17 protein-coding genes and 1 pseudogene are annotated in these 25,539 nt (G+C 51.9%); 6 read left to right on the top strand and 12 right to left on the bottom strand.

What is annotated here, in order from left to right:
* Positions 1 to 351: 351 nt before the first annotated feature.
* The 7 genes and pseudogenes from J7439_RS10560 to J7439_RS10535 all read right to left on the bottom strand — a co-directional run bounded on the left by J7439_RS10560 (position 352) and on the right by J7439_RS10535 (position 8,519).
* Entirely contained in the window at positions 352 to 1,935 is a 1,584-nt protein-coding gene (locus J7439_RS10560) for a SpoVR family protein (RefSeq protein WP_209201778.1), read from the bottom strand.
* Positions 1,922 to 3,034 (bottom strand): YeaH/YhbH family protein, encoded by a 1,113-nt coding sequence (locus tag J7439_RS10555; RefSeq protein ID WP_353623042.1) that lies wholly within the window; start codon positions 3,032 to 3,034, stop codon positions 1,922 to 1,924. Before J7439_RS10555 ends, J7439_RS10560 begins: the two co-directional genes overlap by 14 nt.
* A complete protein-coding gene (locus tag J7439_RS27080; protein WP_353623041.1) occupies positions 2,955 to 3,212 on the bottom strand; it encodes a DUF444 family protein in 258 nt (85 codons plus the stop codon). Before J7439_RS27080 ends, J7439_RS10555 begins: the two co-directional genes overlap by 80 nt.
* A 95-nt stretch (positions 3,213 to 3,307) precedes the next feature.
* A pseudogene (locus J7439_RS10550) lies at positions 3,308 to 5,229 on the bottom strand (PrkA family serine protein kinase).
* Positions 5,230 to 5,483: 254 nt separating this feature from the next.
* A complete protein-coding gene (locus J7439_RS10545; protein ID WP_209201777.1) occupies positions 5,484 to 5,747 on the bottom strand; it encodes a hypothetical protein in 264 nt (87 codons plus the stop codon).
* Between the two features lie 283 nt (positions 5,748 to 6,030).
* The gene (locus J7439_RS10540; RefSeq protein WP_209201776.1) at positions 6,031 to 7,746 is read right to left on the bottom strand and encodes a VRR-NUC domain-containing protein; all 1,716 of its coding nucleotides are present in this window, start codon (positions 7,744 to 7,746) and stop codon (positions 6,031 to 6,033) included.
* Between the two features lie 104 nt (positions 7,747 to 7,850).
* Positions 7,851 to 8,519, bottom strand: coding sequence for a Rossmann-fold NAD(P)-binding domain-containing protein (locus tag J7439_RS10535; protein WP_209201775.1), 669 nt, complete (start codon positions 8,517 to 8,519; stop codon positions 7,851 to 7,853).
* Positions 8,520 to 8,630: 111 nt separating this feature from the next.
* Here J7439_RS10535 and J7439_RS10530 point away from each other — a divergent pair, with 111 nt between their 5' ends.
* Both J7439_RS10530 and ydiJ read left to right on the top strand, forming a co-directional pair.
* Positions 8,631 to 9,197, top strand: coding sequence for a DUF4202 domain-containing protein (locus J7439_RS10530; protein WP_209201774.1), 567 nt, complete (start codon positions 8,631 to 8,633; stop codon positions 9,195 to 9,197).
* Positions 9,198 to 9,385: 188 nt separating this feature from the next.
* Entirely contained in the window at positions 9,386 to 12,460 is a 3,075-nt protein-coding gene (gene ydiJ / locus J7439_RS10525) for a D-2-hydroxyglutarate dehydrogenase YdiJ (RefSeq protein ID WP_209201773.1), read from the top strand.
* 290 nt (positions 12,461 to 12,750) lie between these two features.
* On the opposite strand, the gene dmsD is transcribed toward ydiJ, so the two are convergent.
* From dmsD to J7439_RS10505, 4 genes are all read right to left on the bottom strand, one after another.
* On the bottom strand, positions 12,751 to 13,344 hold the full coding sequence (dmsD, locus tag J7439_RS10520; RefSeq protein WP_209201772.1) for a Tat proofreading chaperone DmsD: 594 nt from the start codon (positions 13,342 to 13,344) through the stop codon (positions 12,751 to 12,753).
* A 94-nt stretch (positions 13,345 to 13,438) separates the two neighbouring features.
* Positions 13,439 to 14,188, bottom strand: a complete 750-nt coding sequence (locus tag J7439_RS10515; protein ID WP_209201771.1) for a class I SAM-dependent methyltransferase — start codon at positions 14,186 to 14,188, stop codon at positions 13,439 to 13,441.
* A gap of 46 nt (positions 14,189 to 14,234) precedes the next feature.
* Positions 14,235 to 16,442, bottom strand: a complete 2,208-nt coding sequence (gene glgB, locus J7439_RS10510; protein ID WP_209201832.1) for a 1,4-alpha-glucan branching protein GlgB — start codon at positions 16,440 to 16,442, stop codon at positions 14,235 to 14,237.
* A gap of 4 nt (positions 16,443 to 16,446) precedes the next feature.
* A complete protein-coding gene (locus J7439_RS10505; RefSeq protein ID WP_209201770.1) occupies positions 16,447 to 18,903 on the bottom strand; it encodes a glycogen/starch/alpha-glucan phosphorylase in 2,457 nt (818 codons plus the stop codon).
* A gap of 544 nt (positions 18,904 to 19,447) precedes the next feature.
* On the opposite strand from J7439_RS10505, the gene malE reads away from it, so the two are divergent.
* From malE to J7439_RS10485, 4 genes are all read left to right on the top strand, one after another.
* Complete coding sequence (malE, locus tag J7439_RS10500) at positions 19,448 to 20,665, top strand: maltose/maltodextrin ABC transporter substrate-binding protein MalE (protein ID WP_209201769.1); 1,218 nt, start codon at positions 19,448 to 19,450, stop codon at positions 20,663 to 20,665.
* Positions 20,666 to 20,693: 28 nt separating this feature from the next.
* Positions 20,694 to 22,250, top strand: a complete 1,557-nt coding sequence (malF, locus tag J7439_RS10495) for a maltose ABC transporter permease MalF (RefSeq protein ID WP_209201768.1) — start codon at positions 20,694 to 20,696, stop codon at positions 22,248 to 22,250.
* Between the two features lie 175 nt (positions 22,251 to 22,425).
* On the top strand, positions 22,426 to 23,316 hold the full coding sequence (gene malG, locus J7439_RS10490) for a maltose ABC transporter permease MalG (protein ID WP_209201767.1): 891 nt from the start codon (positions 22,426 to 22,428) through the stop codon (positions 23,314 to 23,316).
* Positions 23,317 to 23,427: 111 nt separating this feature from the next.
* Positions 23,428 to 24,564: an ABC transporter ATP-binding protein gene (locus tag J7439_RS10485; protein WP_209201766.1), complete on the top strand. Its 1,137-nt coding sequence runs from the start codon at positions 23,428 to 23,430 to the stop codon at positions 24,562 to 24,564.
* Between the two features lie 393 nt (positions 24,565 to 24,957).
* Here J7439_RS10485 and J7439_RS10480 read toward each other — a convergent pair whose 3' ends face one another.
* Entirely contained in the window at positions 24,958 to 25,377 is a 420-nt protein-coding gene (locus tag J7439_RS10480; protein ID WP_209201765.1) for a hypothetical protein, read from the bottom strand.
* Between the last annotated feature and the right edge of the window lie 162 nt (positions 25,378 to 25,539).

Raw genomic sequence — 25,539 nt, 5'->3', positions numbered from 1 at the left:
TTGGCCAGTAGCTCAGCTGGAAATCCCCGGCTTTGCCGTGAAAATATTTTGCTTAACGATTTTTCATCCCAGAGGGTGGCGCAAAACATTTTCACGCACCATGGGCATTTGCGTTGGAGCACCAGGCCCCGGTTTAACCTGCACCTGGCACCCATCCACTTGCTACGGCGCTTTCTGCTTATGGGCGCTAGGAGGCTGACCGAGAATAGGCTGCCCTACTGCGGTGGCAGCAAATTGGTCTAAAAAGTCGGAAATTTTTAGCAAATAGAACCACTATTCACTAAAAATTTCCGACTTTTTATCCTCAATTTTCTGCCATCCTCGCTACGGGCGCTATTCTCGGACAGCCTCCTAGGGGTTGACCCGCTTTTTCGACGTAACCTGAACCTGTTCTTTCCTTTCGCTGGTGCTTTCCGTGCTGAAGGTGTAATGGATGATGTTATCCTGGTCTACCGAGTCCAGTTTGACATCAAATCCCCACAGGCGATGCAGATGCTTCAAAAGTTCATGCGTGCTGTCTCGATCCAGCGGACGTCGCTGGTGCAGGTAATGGCGCAGGGTCAACGAGCGATCGCCCCGGACATCCACGTTGTAGACCTGTATGTTGGGTTCCCGGTTGCCCAGGTTGTATAGGGCAGCCAGGTTTTCCCGCAACTGCCGATAGCCCTGCTCGTCATGGATGGCATCCACTTCCAGGTAGGGGTTGATGTCGTTGTCGTCGATGCTGAACAAGCGCATGTCCCGCATGACCCTGGGGGACAGGTACTGAAGAATGAATCCCTCGTCCTTGAAGTTCTGCATGGCAAAGTGCACGGCGTCCAGCCAGTCACTGCCCGCCAGGTCGGGGAACCATTCACGGTCCTCTTCCGTGGGCTGTTCGCAGATCCTGCGAATGTCCCGGAAGATGTTAAAGCCAAGAGTATAGGGGTTAATCCCGCTGTACCGCGGATCATCAAAGGCCGGCTGAAACACGACACTGGAGTGTGAATGCAGGAATTCCAGAATAAATCCTTCGGTGATCAACCCTTCATCATACATCTCATGCATCAGGTGGTAGTGCCAGAACGTTGCCCAGCCCTCGTTCATGACCTGGGTTTGTCGTTGCGGATAGAAATACTGCGCCACTTTACGCACGATGCGGATAATCTCCCGCTGCCAAGTCTCCAGCAGCGGCGCATTCTTTTCGATGAAGTAGAGCAGATTCTCTTCCGGGTCTTTCGGAAACCGTTCATCCTGGCGTGACTGTGGTGGCTCGCTCACCGGGATGGTGCGCCAGAGGTCGTTCAGGTTGCGCTGGATATACGCTTCACGCTCCCGCGAACGCGCCTGTTCCTGCTCTGCCGAGACCGGAGCGGGGCGGATATAGCGATTGACGCCCTGATTCATCAGCGCATGGCAGGCATCCAGTATCGCTTCCACCACCGAAACGCCGTGCTTCTCTTCGCACCGGGCGATGTAGTGCTTGGCAAACAGCAGGTAGTCAATGATGGCGCTGGCGTCCGTCCACTGTCTGAACAGGTAGTTGCCCTTAAAAAAGGAGTTGTGGCCGTAGCAGGCGTGGGCGATCACCAGGGCCTGCATGGGCATGGTGTTCTCTTCCATCAGGTAGGCAATGCAGGGGTTGGAGTTGATCACGATCTCGTAAGCCAGCCCCATCCGTCCCCGCTGGTAGTTCTGCTGATTGTTGAGAAAGGTTTTGCCATAACTCCAGTGGTTGTACATCAGGGGCATCCCCACCGATGAGTAGGCGTCCAGCATCTGCTCGGAGCTGATCACTTCAATCTGGTTGGGGTAGGTGTCCAGCCGGAATTTATCCGCCAACCGGGCAAACTCCCGGTCGTAAAGGTCCAGCAGTTCGAACGTCCATTCGGACCCGGTGGACAGCGGTTTTTCTCGCCGGACGGTATGCCTTTCCGGCGCTTCAGCGGCCAACATGGGAACCCTCCTTTTTTTCAAAGAGACGCCGGAAGGTGGGGTAGATATCCAGATAGCTGTGGATGTGCTGCATGGCAAAGTGATCCGGGTAGGATTCGGCAATGGTTGCGTACTCGTACCAGAGGTTCTGGTGATGCCGGTCGGTAATCTCCACGTAGGCGAAGTACTGGCAAACTGGCAACAGCTTGTCCAGGATGATGTTGGTGCAGGTGCTGGAGTCTTCGCCCCAGTTATCTCCGTCAGAGGCCTGGGCGATGTAGATGTTCCACTGGCCGGGCGGGTATCGCTGTTGAATGATGTCGTGGGTAAGCAGCAGGGCTTTTGAGACAATGGTGCCCCCGGTTTCCCGGGCGTAGAAGAAGTCGTGCTCATCACACTCCCGCGCTTCACTATGGTGCCGGATAAAGACCACCTCCACGGCCTCGTAGTTGCGCTCCAGGAACAGGTAGAGCAACAGGAAGAAACGCTTGGCCATGTCCTTGATCTCCTGGGTCATGGACCCGGAGACATCCATAACACAAAACATCACCGCCTTGCTGGAGGGCAGGGGTACCCTGGTCATGTTATTGAAGCGCAGGTCAAAGTCGTCAATAAACGGCAGCCGTTTGAGTTTCTTGTTGAGCAACTTGATCTCTTCCCGGAGGAGGGTGGCCTGCTGCTGATCGACAGGATCCGGGCTCACTTCCATTTCCCTGAGCTGTCGCTTGAGGGTTCGGATCACTTTTCGGTCTTTACCGGACAGGGCTATGCGACGGGCATGGGCAGCCCGCAGCGAGCGCACGATATTCAGCCGGTCCGGGGAGCCGGCAGTGGTAAACCCTGCCCGTTTGAGTTGATAGTCGGTGCTGTCTTTCAGTTCTTTTCGCAGCAGGTTGGGCAGCTCCAGATCATCAAACAGGTATTCCAGGAACTCGTCCCGGTTGATCTGGAAGACAAACTCATCCGCCCCTTCGCCCCTGTCGCTGGCCTGCCCGTCACCGCTGCCCTGCCCTCCGCCACCCGGTGGCCGCTGAATGCGATCACCACGGTGAAACTCGTGATTGCCGGGATGAACATGGCCGTGATGCCCCCCCCTGCCCGTGGTGAAAAAACGGCTCACTGAGGTCTTTTCTGGGGATAGTGATATCACTGCCACTGTCAACGTCGGTGATGGAACGCTGGTCAATGGCATCCTGGACGGCGGCTTTGACATGATGCCGATAGCGCTTCAGAAAACGCTGCCGGTTCACGGTGCTCTTCTTTTTTCCATTGAGACGCCGGTCGATGATGAGGCTCATGATGAACGCTCTCCCGATAGCTGCAGCTCGGTAGATCAACCCCGGTCGTGGGGCTGGAGATGGGCCCGCAGTAGGACGGACCGGTCAGTACCGGATCATTGGGACTTCCGGACCCGGATGTACCATTCCGACAGCAGGCGCACCTGTTTCTCGGTATAACCGTGAACCACCATACGGGAAACGAAGTCTGCGTGCTTGCGCTGGTCCTCCTGCGAACCCTTGGCATTGAAGGAGATGACCGGCAACAGGTCTTCAGTATTGGAGAACATTTTCCTCTCAATGACGGTGCGCATCTTCTCGTAGCTTAACCAGCTGGGGTTTTTGCCATCGAGGTTGGCCCGGGCCCGCAGTACAAAGTTGACCACTTCGTTGCGGAAATCCTTGGGATTGGCGATGCCTGCCGGTTTTTCGATTTTTTCCAGCTCTTCGCTCAAGGCACCCCGGTCCAGAATGTGCCCGGTGTCCGGGTCACGGTACTCCTGGTCCTGAATCCAGAAGTCAGCGTAGGTGATGTACCGGTCAAAGATGTTCTGGCCGTATTCTGAGTAAGACTCCAGGTAAGCAGTCTGGATCTCCTTGCCGAGAAACTCAATGTACTTGGGCGTCAGGTACTCTTTAATAAAAGCAAGGTAACGGTCATGAACCTCTTCCGGAAACTGTTGCTGCTCAATCTGTTGCTCCAATATATAAAGCAGATGCACCGGGTTGGCCGCCACCTCGGTTGGATCGAAGTTGAATACCTTGGACAGGATTTTGAAGGCGAACCGGGTGGAAAGCCCGTTCATACCTTCATCCACCCCGGCCATATCCCGGTATTCCTGCAACGGCTTGGCCTTGGGGTCGGTGTCCTTCAGGTTTTCACCGTCGTATACTTTCATCTTGGAGTAGATAGAAGAGTTCTCCGGCTCCCTGATGCGGGAAAGCACCGTGAACTGGGCCAACATCTTGAGCGTATCCGGGGCACAGGGTGCCGCTTTGAGCGAGCTGTGTTCCAGCAATTTCTGGTAAATATGCACCTCCTCACTGACCCGGATGCAATAGGGCACCTTGACAATGTTGACCCGGTCGATGAAGGCTTCATTGGTCTTGTTGTTCCGGAAGGACTGCCACTCAGACTCATTGGAGTGCGCCAGCAGAATCCCCTCATACGGAATGGCCCCCAGCCCTTCGGTGCTGTTGTAATTGCCCTCCTGGGTGGCGGTCAGCAATGGGTGCAGCACTTTGATGGGTGCCTTGAACATCTCCACGAATTCCATGATGCCCTGGTTGGCCCGGCACAACGCCCCTGAAAAACTGTAGGCGTCGGGGTCATCCTGGGCATACTCTTCCAGCTGGCGGATATCCACCTTGCCCACCAGGCTGGAAATGTCCTGGTTGTTTTCATCACCGGGTTCGGTTTTGGCAATGGCAATCTGGTTCAGCCTGCTTGGGTAGAGCTTGACCACCCGGAACTGAGTAAGGTCGCCACCAAACTCGTTCAGGCGCTTGACCGCCCAGGGGGACATGATGTAGCTGAGATAGCGACCGGGAATGCCGTATTCCTCACTAAGAATGGCCCCATCCTCTTCAGGGTTGAACAGTCCCAACGGCGATTCAAACACCGGCGACCCCTTGATGGCATAAAACGGCACCTTTTCCATCAGCTGCTTCAGTTTTTCGGCCAGGGAGGACTTGCCACCCCCTACGGGACCAAGCAGGTAAAGGATCTGTTTTTTCTCTTCCAGGCCCTGAGCCGCGTGTTTGAAATAAGAGACCAGCTGTTCAATGGCCTCTTCCATGCCATAAAACTCTTTGAACTCCGGGTAACGTTTGATCAACTTATTGGAGAAAATCCTGCTCAGTCGCGGATCACGGGCGGTATCAATCACTTCCGGCTCACCGATGGCCTTCAGCAGCGCTCAGCTGCATTGGCGTAGGCCGAAGGATCCTCTTTACAGAGCTTCAGGTAGTCCAGCAGGCTCAGCTCTTCCTGCTGAACTGCCTCATACCGTTGCTGAAATTGCGCAAAAATGGACATAGCAAACGACCCCACCGTGTAGAAAGGGAGAGAGTAGACATCTAACCGGGTAGCGCCAGAGAACAGGCAACATCACCTGATCCCTTGGTTCAGTGTACACACGCTGCCCGTGTGGTCTCTGCAGTCTGACAAGAAATGAACGCCCCTTGACCGTTAAATGATCGGCGAATCAAACCCGGGTAACACTCGATGTAAAAAAAGACCTGACAGCGTATATACCGTGACTGAATCAGGTGCTGGATATGCTGAAAATACTACTTGCTCTTTCGGTAACAATCCCTGATGCCCACCTCTTTCAAGGGGTAATTGTCGATCAAATGGTGATAAACCAGACTGCTCTGCTGTTCACAGACAAGAGCAATCTGTCGTTCAATATCTGCAAGATTCGCTTGTGCCGCCACCGCTCGTTGAATCACTGCGTGGACATCCACATGCAGCGCTCTGGCTTTGCTGAGCAAATCGGCGGAGAGATCGGTTTCAAATGCAACAGGACTGTCGTGACCAGTTTTTATAACCATGATCAACCTCCTCAATCATCAGCTGTCGCTTAATTGTAGCAAATCAAATAGAATTGAAGCGTTTTAGAAATCGGTATCTTCTCAAACTCCCTGAGCTTGCTGGCTGTTTGGTCACAATTGACACCAAAAAAAAATGAGGAATTGTCCTGGAATAACTTCCTCTTTTTTGCCACGGAGTCACGGAAGAAAGATTTTTTTTCTCTGTGCCTCCGTGTCTCCGTGGCAAAATTCTTTCTTGGTGGAAGTTATTTCAGGGCAGTTCCTAAGGGAAGTACGATATTCGCTACTTTATATTGAGCTGCGTTCTGTCCGCTGCCCATCTGACATACACCACCTCCGCTGGAATCCCGTTTTCCTGAAAAAAAGCCAACCACAATTTCTGGTTTTCCTGCAGCCTGTCTCCCGGCCCCTTAACCTCCAGCCACTGGTACCGGTTATTTGCCGGATCAAACAGGATCAGGTCCGGAAACCCGGTTCGGTTGTGGGCAATATCAAACATCAGTCGTTGAAACATGGCACGCAGTTGTTCTATCGGTATCAACGATACGGCCAGGGTAATCAGCCCCGGACTGAGTGCTGGCCAGATAACCAGACGATTGCTGATCCCCTGCTTCCCGTTATAGGTTGCCAGCAGAGTATCCAGAAGATTGCTTTCAGACATTTCTGCCAGCCGGTGATGAATCAGATCCTTACAGCTCCGATAAAAATCCGGAGTCATCAAGTCTGCTGGTCCACTCTGAAACGGATGGAAGAACGCCCCCTCCCGGTCGGCAAAAATAATATCCCAGAACCACAGGCCAGCAAGCCCATTGATCAGGGCATTTTCCACATAAAACACCTGCCAACCCTGATCTTTGAAATGCGCCTGCACCTGAAATTCAACCCGCTGCCCATTGTCATTCAGCTCAAGAGTCCGTTGGTTAAACGGTGCGGTTTGCCGCCTGCGCTTCTCACCCTTCAGGGTTTTGGCAAACCGATGGGCAAAGGCCATCTCCAGGCTGCTGGCTGGTGAAGCCTGTATCTCTTCACAAAGTGCCAAAGCGCCAGCCGTATCATTGAGTTTGGCCAAAATGCGAGCCCGCCGTTCCCGGGATGGGGGCAAATACGACTGCTGAAAACTGGCGACTGCCTCCCGCAAAGCACCTTGCCTTTCCAGATCACGGGCAATGGCATTCACCAGCCGGGCATAACGTCGCTTAAGGGTCGGATGGCTGAAATCAGACGACGGTGGTAACTTAGCGGCCAGGGCTTGCAACTCATCAAGGTCAAGCTTCTTATTGTCCCGGGCAACTTCCTGCCAGAGCAGCGACAGGCTCAATCCCTGCTCCAGCTCCTCCCGGCTGTCAAATAACCGGGAGTTTAGCGGATAGCTTTCAAAACGATTCAATCCCAGGTCCTGAAGTACAAACTCCGTCAAATCCTGACTGAGGTTACCAAAGAACAGGAACAATAAGGTTCTCAGTTCTTCCCGGCACAGAGGTTGAAGTATGGTAAATGGCAGGTCAGGGCATGGTTTACCGCTATCAACCAACCGGTTTACCAAAGCCTGCTTTCGTTCGCTTCGGTAAGGGCCAAGCTGGTCAGGAAAACAGCACAGTAACTCACTTTTGGTCATAAGATCGGACACCGCAACCAGATCCAGCGGCGGGTTAACCTGCATAAGACCCGTACCGACCAATTCATTAACCGCCAATTCAATGGAGGCAATTTCCGGATAGTTGAGTTTATCCCACCGAAACATCGGGCCTTTGCGCCCCACCAGCCGCACATAGAGTTTCTGTGCATCCTCCTCCAGCCGTCGGAAAGTGTTGAGAAAAGCGGTTTCGCGGCAACTCAATAAATCAGCATACTGCTGCTCAACAAAACCAAGCAGCCGCTGAAAATTGGTCAGGTAATAGTCTTCAGGTAATACCATCGGTGTGTGCAATGCAGCCTCGCTATTAAGTAGTGAACCAAATGGAATCGTATATTTCTGGCTTAGTGGGCAGTTACTATGCAAGGCACAACGCAGGGAGCATAGCCTTAGCTATGTGACCGGAGTTGTAACGCAGCAGAGTGGCTGTCCACTAAGTCAGAAATATACGATTTCATTTGGTTAACTACTTATTCACAGACAGCAATATCGGAAGGGCGGAACACCTGCAAACCGGACACATCCAGTAATGACTGCTGGTACATCAATGTTGCCAGTGCTGTAATCCGGGTGGGACGAAGTACTTTCAAACCGGAAACCGGCAGGCTGCCTAACAGCGACAGCAGATAAAATCCAACAGACTCCATCAGCCGGAACTCATCTCGCCTGCCATGCAGCAATGACGGCTGGTAAATAGCCAGAGAGCGAAGCCCCAGTGCTTTCAGCCCACTCTCCGCCTCACCTTTCACCTTCATATAAAAGCCCAGAGCCCCCTTATCTGCCCCATAAGCACTGATCAGATGAAACGACGGCTGTCCATGGTCCACTGCCCACTGACCAAGTGCCAGAACATAGTCACGATCAACTTTGGCAAAGGCTGGCTTTGAGCCAGCCTTTTTTATGGTAGTACCAAGACAACAGAACAAGACGTCAACGGTTAAATCCAGATCCTGTAACTGATCCAGGCTCAGCACCACCTCCCTGACTTTGGCGTGGCCAGCCCATTGTGTCGTCCGGTAGTGCAGAACAACGACCTCAGAGTAGTGGCTTCGCTCCAGCAAGTATTGCATCAACACCTGCCCGGTGGCACCGGTCGCACCAACCACCATGGCAACCCTCGGGGACTTTTCTTTACTCATCCTTTTTAACCCGACTATCCAGTTGAGTAGAATCACAAATACCAGTCGAAATCCACTGGCAAATCAAGTAAAAAGTGCGACATAACTATTTTTAAAATGAGATCGCAGTTTATGACCAGGCTTGCAGAAACATTGGCCGCCATTGACCAGCTTCACCAGATGGACCCAAGCGTCATTGATGATACCCCGGCAGAATTAAGCTACGCCCGGCAAATGACCCACTGGTTACAACAGCTGGCTCCGGATGCTTCTGAGGAGTTGCAGATCGCCGTTCGCAGTCAGCACCTCTGCCGCTGGGAAATCCCCCGTTCAGAATACCCTGAAGGACGCACCGGCTACCTGAAGTGGCGCACCGAACTGGGCAAACTGCATGCCCGAAAAGCCGGTGAAATCATGGCCAGAAACGGTTATTCAGAAGCAAGCTGTGCACAAGCGTCAACGATTATCCGCAAGCAGGGCATCAAGCGAAATGCCGACACCCAGACGCTGGAAGACTGTGCCTGCCTGGTCTTTTTAACCCGGGACTTTTCGGCCTTTGCCGCCAAACACCCCAGGGACAAGGTGATCGCCATTGTGCAGAAAACCTGGAAAAAAATGTCTGAGCAGGCTCAGCAGAAAGCGTTGGCTTTGCCATTTGCAGAGCCTGACCTGCAGGTTCTTCAGGAGGCGTTGGCGTAGGAACGGTCATATTGCAATAAGTGCTGCCCGCTGCCCGAAAAAGACAGACTGCATGTGCTTGTGCGGGAAGCGGGAAGCGACTTCAGAAAACAAAACTTGCCAGAGCAAACCCCAAACCCACCACCTTTTGTTCCCTACTTTCCCTGCTTTACGTACAATACCCCACGGGATTGATGGGGAGTAAAGCTGTGATCAGCAGGCTGGATCAGAAAACAACAAACACCTTGTATAGCCACTTTGCCCGTGAACTGGCCTCTGCTGGCTTTAGCGGGGATATTGAGCTGGGCTATGCCGACCGGACCGTTCTGGCAACAGACAATTCGATCTATCAGGTACTGCCAGAGGGAGTACTCTACCCTCGCTCAACGGCAGACATCAGCAGGATTCTCACCCTGGCCAATAAACCGGCGTTCCATCAGATCGTCGTGTCTCCCCGTGGTGGTGGTACCGGCACCAATGGTCAGTCGCTGACGTCTGGTTTTATGGTGGACACCAGTCGTTATATGCACCAGGTGCTGGAGATCAATACCAGAGAGCGCTGGGCCAGGGTTCAATCCGGCGTGGTCAAAGACTACCTGAACGAGCTGGCCGCTAAAGAAGGCCTGTTCTTTGCCCCGGAACTCTCCACCAGCAACCGGGCAACCGTGGGCGGCATGGTGAATACCGATGCCAGCGGTCAGGGTTCTGTGGTGTATGGCAAAACCCGGCACCATGTACTTGAACTGACCTCTGTGCTTGCCGATGGCACGGTATGGAACTCCTCACCAGTCGATAACGATCAACTTGAGCAACTGTGTCAACGACAGGATCGCATTGGCAAGATTTATAACACCCTGAAAAAGACCCACCGCGAACATAAACAACAGGTGTCTGACGTATTCCCTCACCTGAATCGAAACCTGACCGGCTATGACCTGGCCAATATTGTCAATAAAGATAACCAGCATGATCTGAATGCCATTCTCTGCGGTTCCGAAGGAACCCTGGCCATCATCAGTGAGATTAAAGTTAACCTGCTGCCTATTCCCAAACACTCTGCCCTGGTGCTGGTTTTCTACAAAAGTTTCCAGGACTCGCTGCAGGATGCCCAGACACTGATGTCCGCTGTGCCAGATTCCATTGAAACCATCGACTCCCGTGTGCTTGGGCTGGCAAAGGCTGACAGTGTCTGGGAAAGCGTCAAAGACTTCTTTCCCGGGCAGAGTGATGATATTGACGGCATCAACTTTGTCGAGTTTACCGGCGACAATGAAACGCAGATTCAGCAGGGTATCGATCGCCTGACAGCCGTACTGGAAGAACCGGTCAGTATCTGGCGTGCCGGTCACAGCGTCGTGAAAGGCACCGGCAATGTTAAAAAAATCTGGAACATGCGCAAGCAGGCTGTCGGGCTGCTGGGCAATATGAAAGGCGACGCACGCCCTATACCCTTTGTGGAAGATGTGGCCGTTCCCCCGGAAAATCTCGCTGACTTTATTCAGGCTTTCCGGGCACTACTGGACAGTCACCACCTTTCCTATGGCATGTTCGGGCATGTGGATGCCGGTGTTCTCCATGTTCGCCCGGCCATCGATATGAAAGACCCGGAACAGGAGAAACTGGTCCGGTTAATCAGTGATGACGTGGCCGCCCTGGCCAGAAGTTATGGTGGTGTGCTCTGGGGCGAGCACGGTAAAGGAATCCGTTCGGAATACGCACCGGACTTCTTCGCCGACCTCTACCCGGTGCTGCAGGAAATTAAAGGCGTATTTGATCCCTACAACCAGTTAAACCCCGGCAAGATTGCCACCCCCGCCACCGAACCGGTTCAGCTGCTGAAGATTGATGAAGTGCCCACCCGAGGCCAGCAGGACCGGGAAATTGAGCGCAATGCCTTTGCCGCGTTTACCAGCAGTTTGTACTGCAACGGCAACGGTGCCTGCTTTAATTACAACCCCAACAGCGCCATGTGCCCCACCTGGAAAGCCACCTATGACCGGACGCAATCCCCGAAAGGCCGCTCTGGTCTGGTGCGGGAATGGCTGCGGTTACAAACCGCCGCTGGAGCCGACATAGCTGGCGAAAGCCATAAGATCCGTCAGGCGGGCCCACTCTACAACGGTGGTCAGAAACTGATAAACCTGGTGAACAAATGGCGGGGTGAAGAGGACTTCAGTCATCAGGTGTATGGAGCTCTGGATAACTGCATGAGCTGTAAGTCCTGTGCCGGGCAATGCCCGATTCAGGTCAATGTGCCCGACCTGCGCTCCCGTTACTTTGAACTTTATCATGGCCGCTACCCGAGACCGGTCAAACACCATGTGGCCGGTTTACTGGAACCAATGCTGCCGGTACTCGCCAGGATCAAACCGGCTTACAATCTGGTTATGGGCTGGTCAGTGGCCAATACCCTTGCCAGCAAAACCATTGGTCTGCAGGATATTCCGGCGATTACCAGTTCATCGCCGGTTAACGACTGCTGTCGTTCCGGTGCGGCCATTGCCAACCGCACGTTGCTGGATGCCATCCCCGATAGTGAACGGGATAAAACCGTCATTATTATTCAGGATGCCTTTACCAGCTTCTTTGAAACACCGCTGCTGACCGACCTGGTTGAGCTGCTGATTCGTCTTGGCTACCGCCCATTGATTGCCCCTTACCGCCCCAATGGAAAAGTACTCCATGTCTATGGCTTCCTGGGTCGGTTTGAAAAAATCGCCAGAACCAATGGTGAGGAGCTGAAAGCACTGGCCGACAGCGGCATCAGCCTGGTGGGCATTGATGCGGCGGTTACCCTGACCTATCGGGATGAGTACCGGGAAGTGATGGGCGACAGATCCCCGGAAGTACTGCTCCTGTCCGAATGGTTTGCCAAACAGTCAGAAACAATACGTCAGTTGCAATTAAACCTTGCCAGCACGGCTCTTTCCAACAAAAGCGAAGACTTTGTGCTACTGGGCCACTGCACAGAAATCTCCAATGTCCCCGCAGCTCCTGCTCAATGGCAACAGTTATTCAGTGACCTGGGCCTTAAACTCACCTATAAAGCCACCGGCTGTTGTGGCATGGCGGGCATCTACGGCCATGAGACCCGTAATCAGGAAACCTCAAGAAAGCTCTACGATATGAGCTGGAAGGACGTTGTGCAGAACCCTGAACACAGTGGCAGGCTGGTGGCTACCGGTTATTCCTGTCGCAGCCAGGTGAAACGTTATGGTGATGGCAAGATTCCACACCCGGTTCAGGCACTGCTGCAGGTGATGAAACAACAGGCTGTGAATTAGCCAGTTTTTTGCACCACAAATACTCATGACGATTGTTCGTCACCCTCTCCTCTGGTATGAAAGATTTGCCACGGAGGCACGGAGACACAGAGGTAAAACTTTATCTTGTCTCCGTGCCTCTGTGTCTCCGTGGCAATTTTTCTTTCACGGCAAAGACACGAAGGCACAAAGGAAGCCTTTATTGTTTGCCGTGCGTAGCTCAGGCAAGCCCATAAAAACTTTGTGTCTTTGTGCCTTTGTGGTTCAAGTGCTTGTACGACAGCCTTAATGTATATTGCGGTGCAAAAAGCTTATCGATATAACTGACGGGGTTCCGCCATTACATCATACGCTGCAGAGACTTCCTTCAGGAATTCACCAGCCACCACCGCCAGCGCACGGTAAAAGCCGCTCTCATCCGCCTCTGCCAGCAATTCCAGATAACGGCCAGACCATGGCAGCAGATGGGTGCCAAGCAATTCCACCACCGCATCGTCATTCTCCGTTTCCATAAAGTAAGCCATGGCCAGAATCATCAGGCCAAACTGATCTTCCGGCTCATTCAAATCGGTATCCAGTTCCACCTGGTTTGCCCGCAGAAACTGGCGATAAGCCTGCGCCGTTTCACCCAGCAGCAAATTCTCCCGGTCCAGATAAACCGATCCCCAGGGCGGCGCTGGCATAGAGCCCTGCCCCTCAAACAACAGGGAAAATTGATAGGTCAATTCCGCTATATCCACAGAACACAGCTGTGCAGCAGCAGCTTCAATAACAGAAGGATTCTGCCAGTCCAGCAGAGCAGGCAGCTCAGCCAGTTCGGCAATAACGCTACCGGCTTCTTCGGAGGTTGGAGAGTAATAAAACAGGGTTCCCAGCATTCTGGGAAGAACGGCAATAGCAGACAACTCGGCACTTCCTGAAATCAAACGTATGCAGACGACGAACTATAGTAGCGAGCGATTTTCTTGAGTATATGGAGTAATACCGAAAAACTATCCCTCACTTCCTGAACGCCTCAATCGCCACAATAAACGGATCGGCCTGATACGCTGCCCAGTAATCGCCCCCCCTGGCCTTAAGCCCTTCTTCAGAAACGTTTAGATAAAGCACGTTCACGTTGGTCAAACCAGCCTCTTGCAAGCACTGAACAATCGTATCGGTAGACCAGCAGTAATCGGTAAAATGAACCTCAGTTTCCCCGACTTGAATGGCCAGCTCAAACGGATCACCGTCCTGCAGGTTTGCCACAGCGTCCACTTTTTTTCCATAGCAGTCATCCGGTGCCTGAGGATTACCCTGCACCCGGGAATGACGCTCAGAATCCAGCGCCAGCAGATAACTATAGCCGCCCGGTGACGTATGATACCAGAGGGTTTCGGCCAGCTCTTTCAGATGGTTAAGGCTGCCCAGGCGACAGGTCAGCCAGAAGGCCAGCACCGCAGAAAATGAACGCTCCAGTCGCAATGTTGTTGGATCCGCCTGCTTGTACTCAATACCAGGGTCAGCAGACTCATTCAACTGTATTGCCCGATCCAGCATGGCCGGACACTGATCCACCCCCACCACATACTCAGCCCCGGCCGCCAGGGCAAGGCGGGAAAAGAAACCTTCGCTGCAGCGCAGGTCCAGCACAGAATTTACCGGGTGTGTCATAAACAGACTTTTTACATAAGGGGTGTAAACGTATTTGCCAACGGGGGACTCAGCCACCGCAATGGCATAATCATCCGGCGTGAAAACATGACTCATATTCGCGCATCCTAATGAGCAATCTGCTCAAATCCAGAGAAATGGATTATTCGGTCAGGTGTAAGAAAACCGTCGCTAATGGCGGTAGCGTCATCACTAATGAATGCAGCTGATGATGCATTGGTACAGGCTCTGCCACCAGGGGCAGTTCATTCAACACACCACTGCCGGCAAACTCGCGGCTGTCGGAATTAAACACCTCTTTCCAGACACCGGCTCCGGGGACTCCCAGCCGGTAATGGGGCCTGACCACCGGGGTAAAATTACAAATGACCACCACCGGTGAGTCATTGACGGTATGCCGACTGAAGGCGATAACTGACTGAAGATCATCATCGGTAATTAACCACTGAAAGCCCGTTGGGTTGTAATCGAAATGCCATAAGGCAGGTAAGGCCTGGTAAGTGGCATTCAAATGCCTGACCATAGTCGTTAGACCACGGGAAAATTGATTTTCCTCCGGTAACAACCAGTCCAGCTGACCATCGTGATTCCATTCACGTTGGGAACCCAGCTCCGCGCCCATAAACAACAATTTTTTACCAGGATGCCCAAACATATAGCCGTACAAAGCGCGAAGGTTGGCAAACTGCTGCCACTCATCTCCCGGCATTCGGCTGAGCAGTGTGCCTTTGCCATGGACCACCTCATCATGGGAAAGCGGTAAAATAAAGTGTTCACTGTCGTTGTACACCATGCTGAACAGGATCTGATCATGGTGATAACGACGATGCTCCGGATAGCGGGCCAGGTAATTCAGGCTGTCATGCATCCACCCCATATTCCACTTGTAACCAAACCCCAACCCGTTGTCGTAAGTAGGCATTGAGACTCCCGGCCAGCTGGTAGACTCTTCAGCAATCATCATGGCATCGGGATAGTGCTGGTATACGGTTTCATTCAGCTCCCTGATAAACTGGACGGCCTCAAGGTGCTCATTGCCCCCCAGAACATTAGGTTGCCACTCGCCTGCGCCCCTTGAATAGTCGAGATAGAGCATGGAAGCGACCGCATCCACCCGCAGACCATCCACATGGAACTGTTCAAACCAGAACAACGCATTGCTGATCAGAAAGTGTCTGACCTCCGGGCGTCCGTAGTTATAAATATGTGTCTGCCAGTCCGGATGCCATCCCCTTTGGGGATCTTCATATTCATAAAGATGGGTGCCATCAAAGTGGGCCAGGCCATGAGTGTCAGTGGGAAAGTGTGCCGGAACCCAGTCAAGAATGACCCCGATACCTGCATCATGAAACCGGTCTATTAAGGCTTTCAACCCATCCGGATCCCCGTAGCGGCTGGTTGCCGCAAATAAACCTACCGGCTGATAACCCCAGGAACCATTAAAAGGGTGCTCGTGAAGCGGGAGAAATTCAACATGAGTAAACCCCATCTCTTGCACATAAGGCACCAGTTGTTCGGCCAGTTCAGTGTAATTCAGCAGCTGCCCACGCTTGCCTTTTTTCCAGGAGCCCAGGTGTACCTCATAAATACAGACCGGTCTATCTAACCCCTGGCGCTGATGCCACACGGTATTCTGCCATTGATATTTACGGGAATCATAGACAATGGATGCATTCCCCGGTGGCTGCTCCGCATAAAAGGCAAAGGGGTCCGCCTTATGGGGCAGAAGCTGACCATTCGGGTCTTTCAGCTCAAATTTATACAGATCCCCCGCGGTTACTTCAGGAATAAACAACTGCCATATACCACTGTTGCTGCCGGCCATCTGGTGCAACCGACCATCCCAGTGGTTAAATGAACCAATCACACTGACACTGCGGGCATGGGGCGCATAAACACGAAATATGACGCCTTGCCAGCTATGGCCTGACAGCGTCACGGAATGGAAGTGCGCACCCAGTGTATGGTGCAGCCAGTTGTGGCGGATGACCGGCTCTGTACGACAGAGGCTGGAGAATTGATAAGGGTCGTTAGCCCTGAACTGATGATGCTGGGCATTGGTAACCAGCAGATGATATGCCTGAGGCTGAGAGATCTCCGGAAATTGCAGCTCAAACAGCCCCGGTGCAATATCAGTCGCGGGCCCCAGGCTCTTTCCGGTAACCTCATCAATAACATCCACACTGATGGCGTCTGGCCGCCATACTCTGACTACCAACCCTTTACCGGTTCTGGCGGGATGCCAACCGAGCAAATCAAAGGGGCTGGCACAGCAGCTATTCAGAAGGTCATCAAGCACGGTATCCCGGCTGTCAGAATCCAGCCGGATACCTTCAAGAGCATCGTCCATAATCCTAGACATCAATATTCCAGATGGTTTTACAGTAGTCGACAATGGACCGATCCGATGAAAACTTGCCCATGGATGCGGTATTAATGATCGCCATTCGCCACCAGTGGGATGGATTCTTCCAGGCTTGAACGATCCGGTCATGGGCGTCACTGTAAGACTGGTAGTCAGCCAGGGTCAGGAAGTAGTCCGAATCCAGCAGAGATTCCACCAGTGGACGAAAGGCATCCGGCTCGTCAGGAGTGAGGTCTCCCGATGCCAGCCAGTCAATAACCGCCTTCAGTTCTTCATTGTGCTGATAGACATCCCGGGGGTTATAACCCCGCTGACGCAGATCACTGACGTCATCCACCGTCTTGCCGAAAATAAAGATATTGTCCTCGCCCACCTCTTCAGCAATTTCCACATTGGCACCATCCAGGGTTCCTATGGTTAACGCACCATTCAGGGCAAATTTCATATTCCCGGTACCTGAAGCCTCAAAACCGGCGGTGGATATCTGCTCAGAAACATTGGCCGCAGGAATGATTTTCTCAGCCAGACTGACCCGGTAATTGGGCAGAAACACCACTTTCAGCTTGTCCCGAATGCGGCGGTCATTATTGACTCGCTCAGCCACACGGTTAATGGCATAGATAATGTTTTTCGCCACCAGATAACCCGGCGCTGCTTTGGCTGAAAAAATAAACACCCGTTGTGGTACATCCAGGTCGGGGTCTTCGAGCAGACGACGGTAAATCGCGATGATATGCAAAAGATTCAGCTGCTGCCGTTTGTATTCATGCAGACGCTTGATTTGCACATCAAAGATCGCCTCAGGATTGACTTTGACACCGCACAGCTCATCTATAACACCAGCCAGGTGTTTCTTATTGTTCAGTTTGATCCGGGCAAATGTTTCCTGAAACTGTGGATCATCAGCCCGGGTCTTTAACTCGCTTAATTGGGCAAGATCGCTGCGCCAGTCGCCGCTGAGCGTCTGATCAATCAGCTCAGCAAGTTCAGGGTTACAGTTGGCAAGCCAGCGTCTGGGGGTTACGCCATTGGTGACATTGACAATTTTCTCAGGCCAGAGCTGGTCAAATTCCGGGAAGAGATTTGCCTTCACCAGCATTGAGTGCAGAGCAGCCACACCATTGACTTTATGACTGCCAATAACCGACAGGTATGCCATACGTACCATTTGTGGTTCCGCAGGATTTGCCGGCTCTTCAATAATGGACAGGCGACGTTTCATCTGATGGTCACCGGGCCACCGTGCTTCTACCTCCTTATTCAGAAAGTGGTAGTTCAGTTTATAGATCAACTGCATGTGTCTGGGTAAAACCCTTGCGACCAACCCCTGAGGCCAGGTTTCCAGGGCTTCAGGCAGCAGCGTATGGTTGGTGTAGCAGAAAACGCTGCGGCATACTTCCAAAGCCTTGGTAAACACAAAATCCTCTTCATCCATAAGTATTCGCATCAGCTCAGGCACAGCGATTGCCGGGTGCGTATCATTTAACTGAATAACGACTTTACTGGTGAATTCTTCCCAGCCTTTATGCTCACGCTTGTAACGGGCAAGAAGATCCGCCAGCGAGCAGGCAACAAAGAAATACTGCTGAATAAAGCGCAGCTCTTTGCCTTCCGGATGACTGTCGTTTGGATAGAGTACCTGACTGATATTTTCTGCGAGAATTTCCCGGAACCTGGAATCCTGATAACGACCGGCATCAAAGCTGTCCAGGTCGAACCCTTCTGTCGCCCGCCCCTCCCAGAGGCGCAGGGTGTTAACACGCTCAGTGTTATAGCCGGTTATTGGCAAGTCCCAGGGAACACCGAGCACTTCCTGGGTATCCTCCCACAGCTTTTTGCCATCAACCTCCCTGACCTTGCCGTATAATCGTATAACCTGTTTTCTTTTCGGTTTTTCAATGCCCCAGGGAAAATTGTCTTCCCGCCAGGCATCCGGGCTTTCCACCTGTTTACCGCTGACAAAGCCCTGCTTGAACAGACCAAAGCGGTAATTAATGCCATAACCAAATGCGGGAACGTTCAGAGTGGTCAGTGAGTCGAGAAAACAGGCCGCCAGTCGTCCAAGCCCGCCATTACCCAGTGCCGGATCCGTTTCGTATTCCAGAACATCCGCAAGGCTCACGCCAAAACTGGCCATGGCTTTTTCAGCCTGATGGTAGATCCCCAGATTATGAAGGTTATTGCCCAGCAAGCGCCCTACCATAAACTCAAGTGACAGGTAGTAAACCCTTCGGGCTCCCTGGTCTTTTTCGTCCCTCCGGGTATTCCTGGTACGATCCAGATTGATCTCCCTGGCCAGCAGGCTTAATGATTCCCAGTAATCGCCGGGGGTCGCTTCCTCGGGTTCAACCCCGAGAGACTGTTCAAGATGACGACGAATTCCCTGTTCAATCTGAACCGTATCCATATTACGAACTGAACTCAGATCTACATTGATTCTATCCATATCAAACACTCTCTTGTGGCAGCTCAAGCTTGTCAGATTGATCTATTGAGAGGAGTCGTCACAGAAAACAGCTTGAGAGAAGTAACTAAAAACCATGAACCGGTTCATGGAGACAAAGTTAACCCTTGCGCCATTAGCAATAATGGAAAACCATGAGTAAGTTATAGTTGCCTGACCCTGATTAGGTATACTTTTGTCGTTTTTTTTTAGAGTTATATCAATTTAAGCAATATAAACGACGACAAATAACTGATTTATATAAATCAAATAACAACTGACATTCAAATATAACCACGCAGCGGAAAAGTAGTATTAAAAACAAACTGTTAATAACCAAAACATCACCTTAATTAATGTATTGGATATTCTTACTGGCATACTCAAACACAGCGATTATTATTAGTCGGTATTCGATTCATTCATCTGGCTAAGACCTGACTGGTTTTTTAGTAATCAACCATGGTTCTTTTAACCTGTTAACGACGTCCCTTACCCGAATAACCAGCCGCTTTCAAGCAGCCTGGTTTGCCCGGAGAAATCAGAAATGATCCCTTCGCTGATTAAAAAAACTTTCCCAGCTATCCTGACAGCACTGTCACTGATCTTTGCCGGTAGCGTATCGGCCTTCAGCTCTGACGAGCTGTTGATATGGGTTGGTGGCGACAAAGCCTATGAAGGTATTCGCAAGGTCGGTGCCCAGTTTACCAAAGACATGGAGATAACCGTTAAAGTCGAAATCCCGGAAAATATTACCGACCGCTTTCAACAGGCAGCAGCCTCCGGCAGCGGACCTGACATTATTTTCTGGGCCCATGACCGATATGGTGAATGGGCGAGAAGTGGTTTGCTGGCACCTGTCCGCCCATCATCAGAGTTTAAAAAAGGCGTGAACAACATTGGCTGGGAAGCCATGACCAGTAATGGCAAAATCTATGGCTACCCTGTCTCTCTGGAAGCCATCAGCCTTATTTATAACAAAGAGATCCTGCCAACACCGCCTGCCACCTTTGAAGAAATGTTTCCCCTGGCCAGTAAACTGAAACAGCAGCCAGTCCCCAACAAGAAGAATGAAAAAGGCATCATTACGATTATGTGGGATCAGGTTCAACCCTATTTCACCATGCCACTGCTGGCAGCAGATGGCGGTTATGTTTTTCAGAAAACGGCCAAAGGCTATGACGTTAAGAAAACCGGTGTAAACGACAAAGGCGCAATGGAAGGTGCCAAGATGCTGCTCGACCTGATCGATAAAGGCGTGATGCCACGTGGCGTTGACTATGGCGTGATGGAAGCCAATTTCAACCAGCAGAAAGTCGCCATGATGATCACCGGCCCCTGGGCCTGGGCGAATCTGGATAAGAGTAAAATCAACTATGGTGTTGCACCACTGCCCAAACTTCATGGCAAACCGGCCAAGGCATTCGTTGGCGTATGGGGGGCAGCACTTAATAATGCCAGCCCTAACAAGTCCATTGCCAAAGAGTTTCTGGAGAATTACCTGCTCACCGAACAGGGGTTGACCGTTATGAACAACGACGTCCCTCTTGGTGCCGTAGCCAATAGGGCGTTGATGAAAAAACTGATGAAAGACCCTCGTATCGCAGCAACGTACAAGAATGTTGAACAGGGCCTGATCATGCCAAATGTTCCCGAGATGGGTAAATTCTGGTCTGCCATGGAGACCGCTCTGCGCAATATTACCAGTGGCCGACAAAACTACCGTGAAGCCCTGAACGACGCGGCAAAACGCATCATCGGCTAACCGTTTCCTGTCGAGAGGCCAGCACCCCATGAGCACATCAAGAGCCAGCAACAGTAACGGTGCCTATCTGGTGATCGGTATTGTTGCCGTTATTGATCTGGTACTTTTATACGGTGTGACCTTGATGTATGCCCAGGGAGAACTGGCTTTTGCCATGCTCGTGCTGCTTCTCGCAGCGGTAGGTACATGGGTGGTTATCAGTAGAAAAGGGTACAACTATCGCTATGTTTACCCCAGCCTTCTGGGGATAATTACCTTTATCGTCTTTCCGCTGGTTTACACGGTCAATGTCGCCTTTACCAATTACAGCTCCAACCACCTGCTTTCTCTTGAACGGGTCAGGGCTATACACCTGGCAAAGACCTACCGTACGGGCGGCGAATCGTTTTCTTTCAAAATGTATCAGGAAGGCCCCAGCTTCCGGCTGATGCTGACCAGCGCTGCAGGCGGTGAGGCACACTATCTGACCGGGCCATTTACCGAAAGTGATCAGCCTCAGGAGCTGAAAGCCTTTGAGTCCATCCATGCGCCAACCGGAGCGGCACTCCCTATCCGGGACGTCATCAAAAAGCGTTCGACCCTGCAGAAGCTGGATATTGTTCTGCCTGATGGCACTGAGCTGGCCATGACCAGTCTGAGAAAGTTCGGGGCTATTGCCAGGATTTATCGTCCCGATGACCACACTGACCGGCAATACCCGGAACAAAGCCTTGCCCTTGTCGATAACCGCACGGGAGAGATCATCTATCCGGATATGGCTACAGGGTATTACACCAATGAAGCCGGTACCGAGCAGATGGGTCCCGGTTTCACCATCTATACGGGATGGGATAACTTTGTCCGGGTCTTTACTGATCCGGGTATTCAGGGACCTTTCCTGAAGATCTTTACCTGGACGGTGATTTTTGCCGCGCTTTCTGTTGCCTTCACACTGATTATCGGCCTGTTAATGGCCTGTCTGGTGCAATGGGAGCCGCTGAAAGGGAATGGTGTTTACCGGTTGCTGTTGATCCTGCCTTACGCAGTACCGGCCTTTATCTCCATCCTGATTTTCAGAGGGTTGTTTAACCAGAACTTTGGTGAAATCAACCTGCTACTGGATATGCTCTTCGGAATTAAACCAGAATGGTTCAGTAATGAGCTGCTGGCCAAATCCATGGTCATTATTGTCAACACCTGGCTGGGCTACCCCTACATGATGATCCTCTGTATCGGGCTGCTGAAAAGTATTCCGGATGATCTCTATGAAGCGTCGGCCATTGATGGCGCTTCACCGATCCAGAATCTTTTCCACATTACCATTCCGATGATCATCAAACCGCTGATTCCACTACTGATTGCCAGCTTTGCCTTTAATTTTAACAACCTGGTTCTGATCGCCCTGTTAACCGGTGGCGCTCCGGACATGCTCCACGCCACTACCCCGGCCGGAACTACGGATATCCTGGTGAGCTACACCTTCCGTATTGCCTTTGGCTCCTATGGCCAGGATTACGGTCTGGCCTCCGCGATTGCCACAGCGATCTTTCTGATGGTGGGCTTTATTGCCTGGGCAAACCTGACAGCAACACGACGATTGCAGTAATGCCGGGAACCATTTTTTTGAACCACAAAGACACCAAGACACAAAGCGCTTTTTGCAGACTTATTTTGATGCATTTATTCAACATCCTGAAGCTTTGGAAACGGGAAACATCTCTTCTCAGTGACTTTGTGCCTTTGTGGTAAAGCTTTTACGTAGCCATACAGGAGACTGTGTCATGGCAATGGTGCAACCAAGAAATCTGAAGTACCGGGTCTGGTCAGCCCGTATTGTGATGTGGCTTTTCCTGCTGATTATCCTGTTCCCTTTTTTCATGATTATCTCGGTTTCCCTGCGCACCGGTAACTTTGCCACGGGCTCTTTGATTCCTCAAAACCCCAGCCTTGAACACTGGTATCTGGCACTGGGTATCCCCTGGGAGAATGCCGATGGCTCTATTACCCAACCACCGTTTCCGGTGCTGACCTGGCTGTGGAACTCCATCAAGGTCGCCATCACCAGCTCTGCCCTGATATTGATTCTGGCGACAACCGGTGCCTATGCCTTTGCCCGGCTGCGGTTCCGGTTTAAACAACAGATGCTGACAGCCATGATGATCCTGCAGATGTTCCCGGCCGTCCTTGCGCTTGTTGCCATCTACTCACTGTTTGACAAGATTGGTGACTACATCCCCTGGCTCGGTCTGGATAGCCTGGGTTCCGTCACAATCGCCTACCTGGGAGGCATGGCACTGCATATCTGGCTGATCAAAGGGTACTTTGAAACCATCGATAACTCTCTGGAAGAAGCAGCGGCTATTGATGGGGCAACGCCCTGGCAGGCATTCCGTTTTGTGCTGTTGCCGCTGTCCGTTCCCATTCTGGCGGTTGTTTTTATCCTGGCATTTATCGCCAGTATTGCCGAATACCCGGTGGCATCCGTGCTACTCCAGAGTATGGATAATCTCACCCTTGCGGTGGGCTCAAGGCAGTACCTGAACCCACAGAACTATTTATGGGGCGACTTTGCCGCCGCCGCTGTGCTCTCCGGTTTTCCCATTACCATTATTTTCCTTGCCTGCCAGCGCTGGATCGTCGGAGGACTAACATCGGGCGGTGTCAAAGGTTAAAAAAAACGCCGCCCGCCGCCTGCTTCCCGCTGCCCGTAAAAGCGTAAGCAAATCCGGCTTTTTCGGGCAACGGGCAACGGGCGGCGGGCAGCGATCTGTTAAAGGTGTCCTATGGCAGAAGTTAGACTCGTCAACATTGCGAAAAGTTATGACCAGGGGCAAACCTGGACTCTGAAAGATATCAACCTGAACATTGGTGATGGTGAATTTATCGCGTTCATCGGCCCATCCGGTTGTGGCAAGTCAACGCTGCTGAGGATGATCTGTGGACTGGAAGATATCACCAGCGGTGAGCTGAGCATTGATGGCGAGAAGGTGAATGACTGGCCACCCAATGAGCGGCGTGTGGGCATGGTCTTCCAGTCTTACGCCCTCTATCCCCACATGTCCGTTGCCGAAAACATGGCGTTTGGCCTGAAGCTGGCCAGGGCACAAAAAAGCGTTGTTGATGAGAGGGTTGATGAAGCCGCCCGCATCCTGCAACTGCAGGCACTGCTGGAGCGTAAACCCAAAGCCATGTCCGGAGGCCAACGACAGCGGGTTGCTATTGGCCGTTCCATTGTGCAACAGCCCAGGGTCTTTCTGTTTGATGAGCCTCTGTCGAACCTTGATGTCGCCCTGCGTGTCCAGATGAGGCAGGAGATCGCCAGATTACATCGCCGACTGAAAACCACCTCCATCTACGTCACCCATGATCAGGTGGAAGCCATGACCCTGGCGGATCAGATTGTGGTATTGAGCCCCCTGGCACAGGGCGCGGCCAGCAACCTTGAGCAGGTGGGCAAACCGCTGGAACTTTATCACCATCCGGCCAACCTGTTCGTTGCCGGTTTTATTGGCTCACCCAAAATGAACTTCTTTGACGGCGTCATTGAAAAAAATGGAGAACAGGAGACGCATGTTCGTCTGACCACAGGCGAAACACTGAAAGCCTGTGTCGATACCAGCAAAGCCGATCCGGGCTCCCGTGTTGTGTTAGGGATTCGACCGGAACATACCCTGGCGGAGACCGACAATGGCAATGCCGTTGATGGACGTATTGAAGCACTGGAGCGCCTGGGTGCCGAGTCATTTATCTATATGGGCCACGACACCATTCGAGAGCATTTTATTGTGCGGGTAGAAGACTCCCTTCGCCGGGAAGAAGGCAGTAAAATACGTATCGAGCTGTCACCTGAGCATTGTTATCTGTTCGATGCCAACGGCGTTGCCTTTCGCCGAACCCGGGCACCGGAAATTGATCAATAACCACTGCCCCTGGTACATCATTTCGATGAGTTTGATGTGTAAAATCTCCGTTCACCCTGAGCGTCCTTCGACCCCGCTCAGGATGTACGGTCGAAGGTTGATTGGCACAGTATTCAGGGTAAGTAGACAAATTGCCCGAATAATCAAGAAGTATCCGGGTCAGGAGGGAGAAGGTAGAGGGAGGACTGGTTACTCTTACAGGTCGTTAAAATCCGCTATTTTAGCCTATTCCCATATTTGTCGTATCCGTACTGATGCAGTACATGCTCACGGGGTTTATGCTGTCTCGGTCTGGATGCATTCTGTGGGTCAACTGTCATCCAGCGTTTAAACAGATGAATAATTAATGGAGATAACACTATCAACACAATCACAATGATATCAAACATAGTATCAAATCTTCAGTTTACGAATGGGCATTCTACCATCAAGAGCCACAAGCATTGCACCGTCTTCATCAATGAATACATCACCACCAATGAATACATCGCCACGGTCATTAACATCATCAATCACACCAGCCTCTCCCTTGACAAGACGAATATATGTTTTCGCACCCTGGGTAATCATCTCGGCATGATGACGACGCTCAGCCATACCAGGTGATTTCTGATTACTTTCTGGCCAAGCTTCGATAGCCTTATCGGACCAGAGAATCAAAGCATACGTCTTGCCGTTTATTTTCCGACGCTTTTCGTTCCAACATGTCAACATAACAGAATTATCAGGACGGACAGCTCCCCAACTCCAACGGTAATTTTTGAGAGGTGTACCAACAAGTTCATAGAATACTTTGTTAGAAATAGTTGCCATTTTCTGAGCATAGCTTTTCAGTGATGCCAGCGTGCGAAACCGGTGAAGCAAGGCAAGCACAGATCTTTGTTGCCGTGCTCGGTGCTTCAAGCTACACCTACGCCGAAGCAAGCTGGGGGCAGTCCCAGGCTGATTTTCTGGCCTCTCATGTCCGGGCATTCG

Origin of the sequence: Salinisphaera sp. G21_0 (assembly GCF_017744115.1) — a bacterium.
In the GTDB taxonomy this organism is placed as follows: domain Bacteria; phylum Pseudomonadota; class Gammaproteobacteria; order Pseudomonadales; family Endozoicomonadaceae; genus Endozoicomonas.
This window is presented reverse-complemented; position numbering and strand designations above follow the sequence as displayed.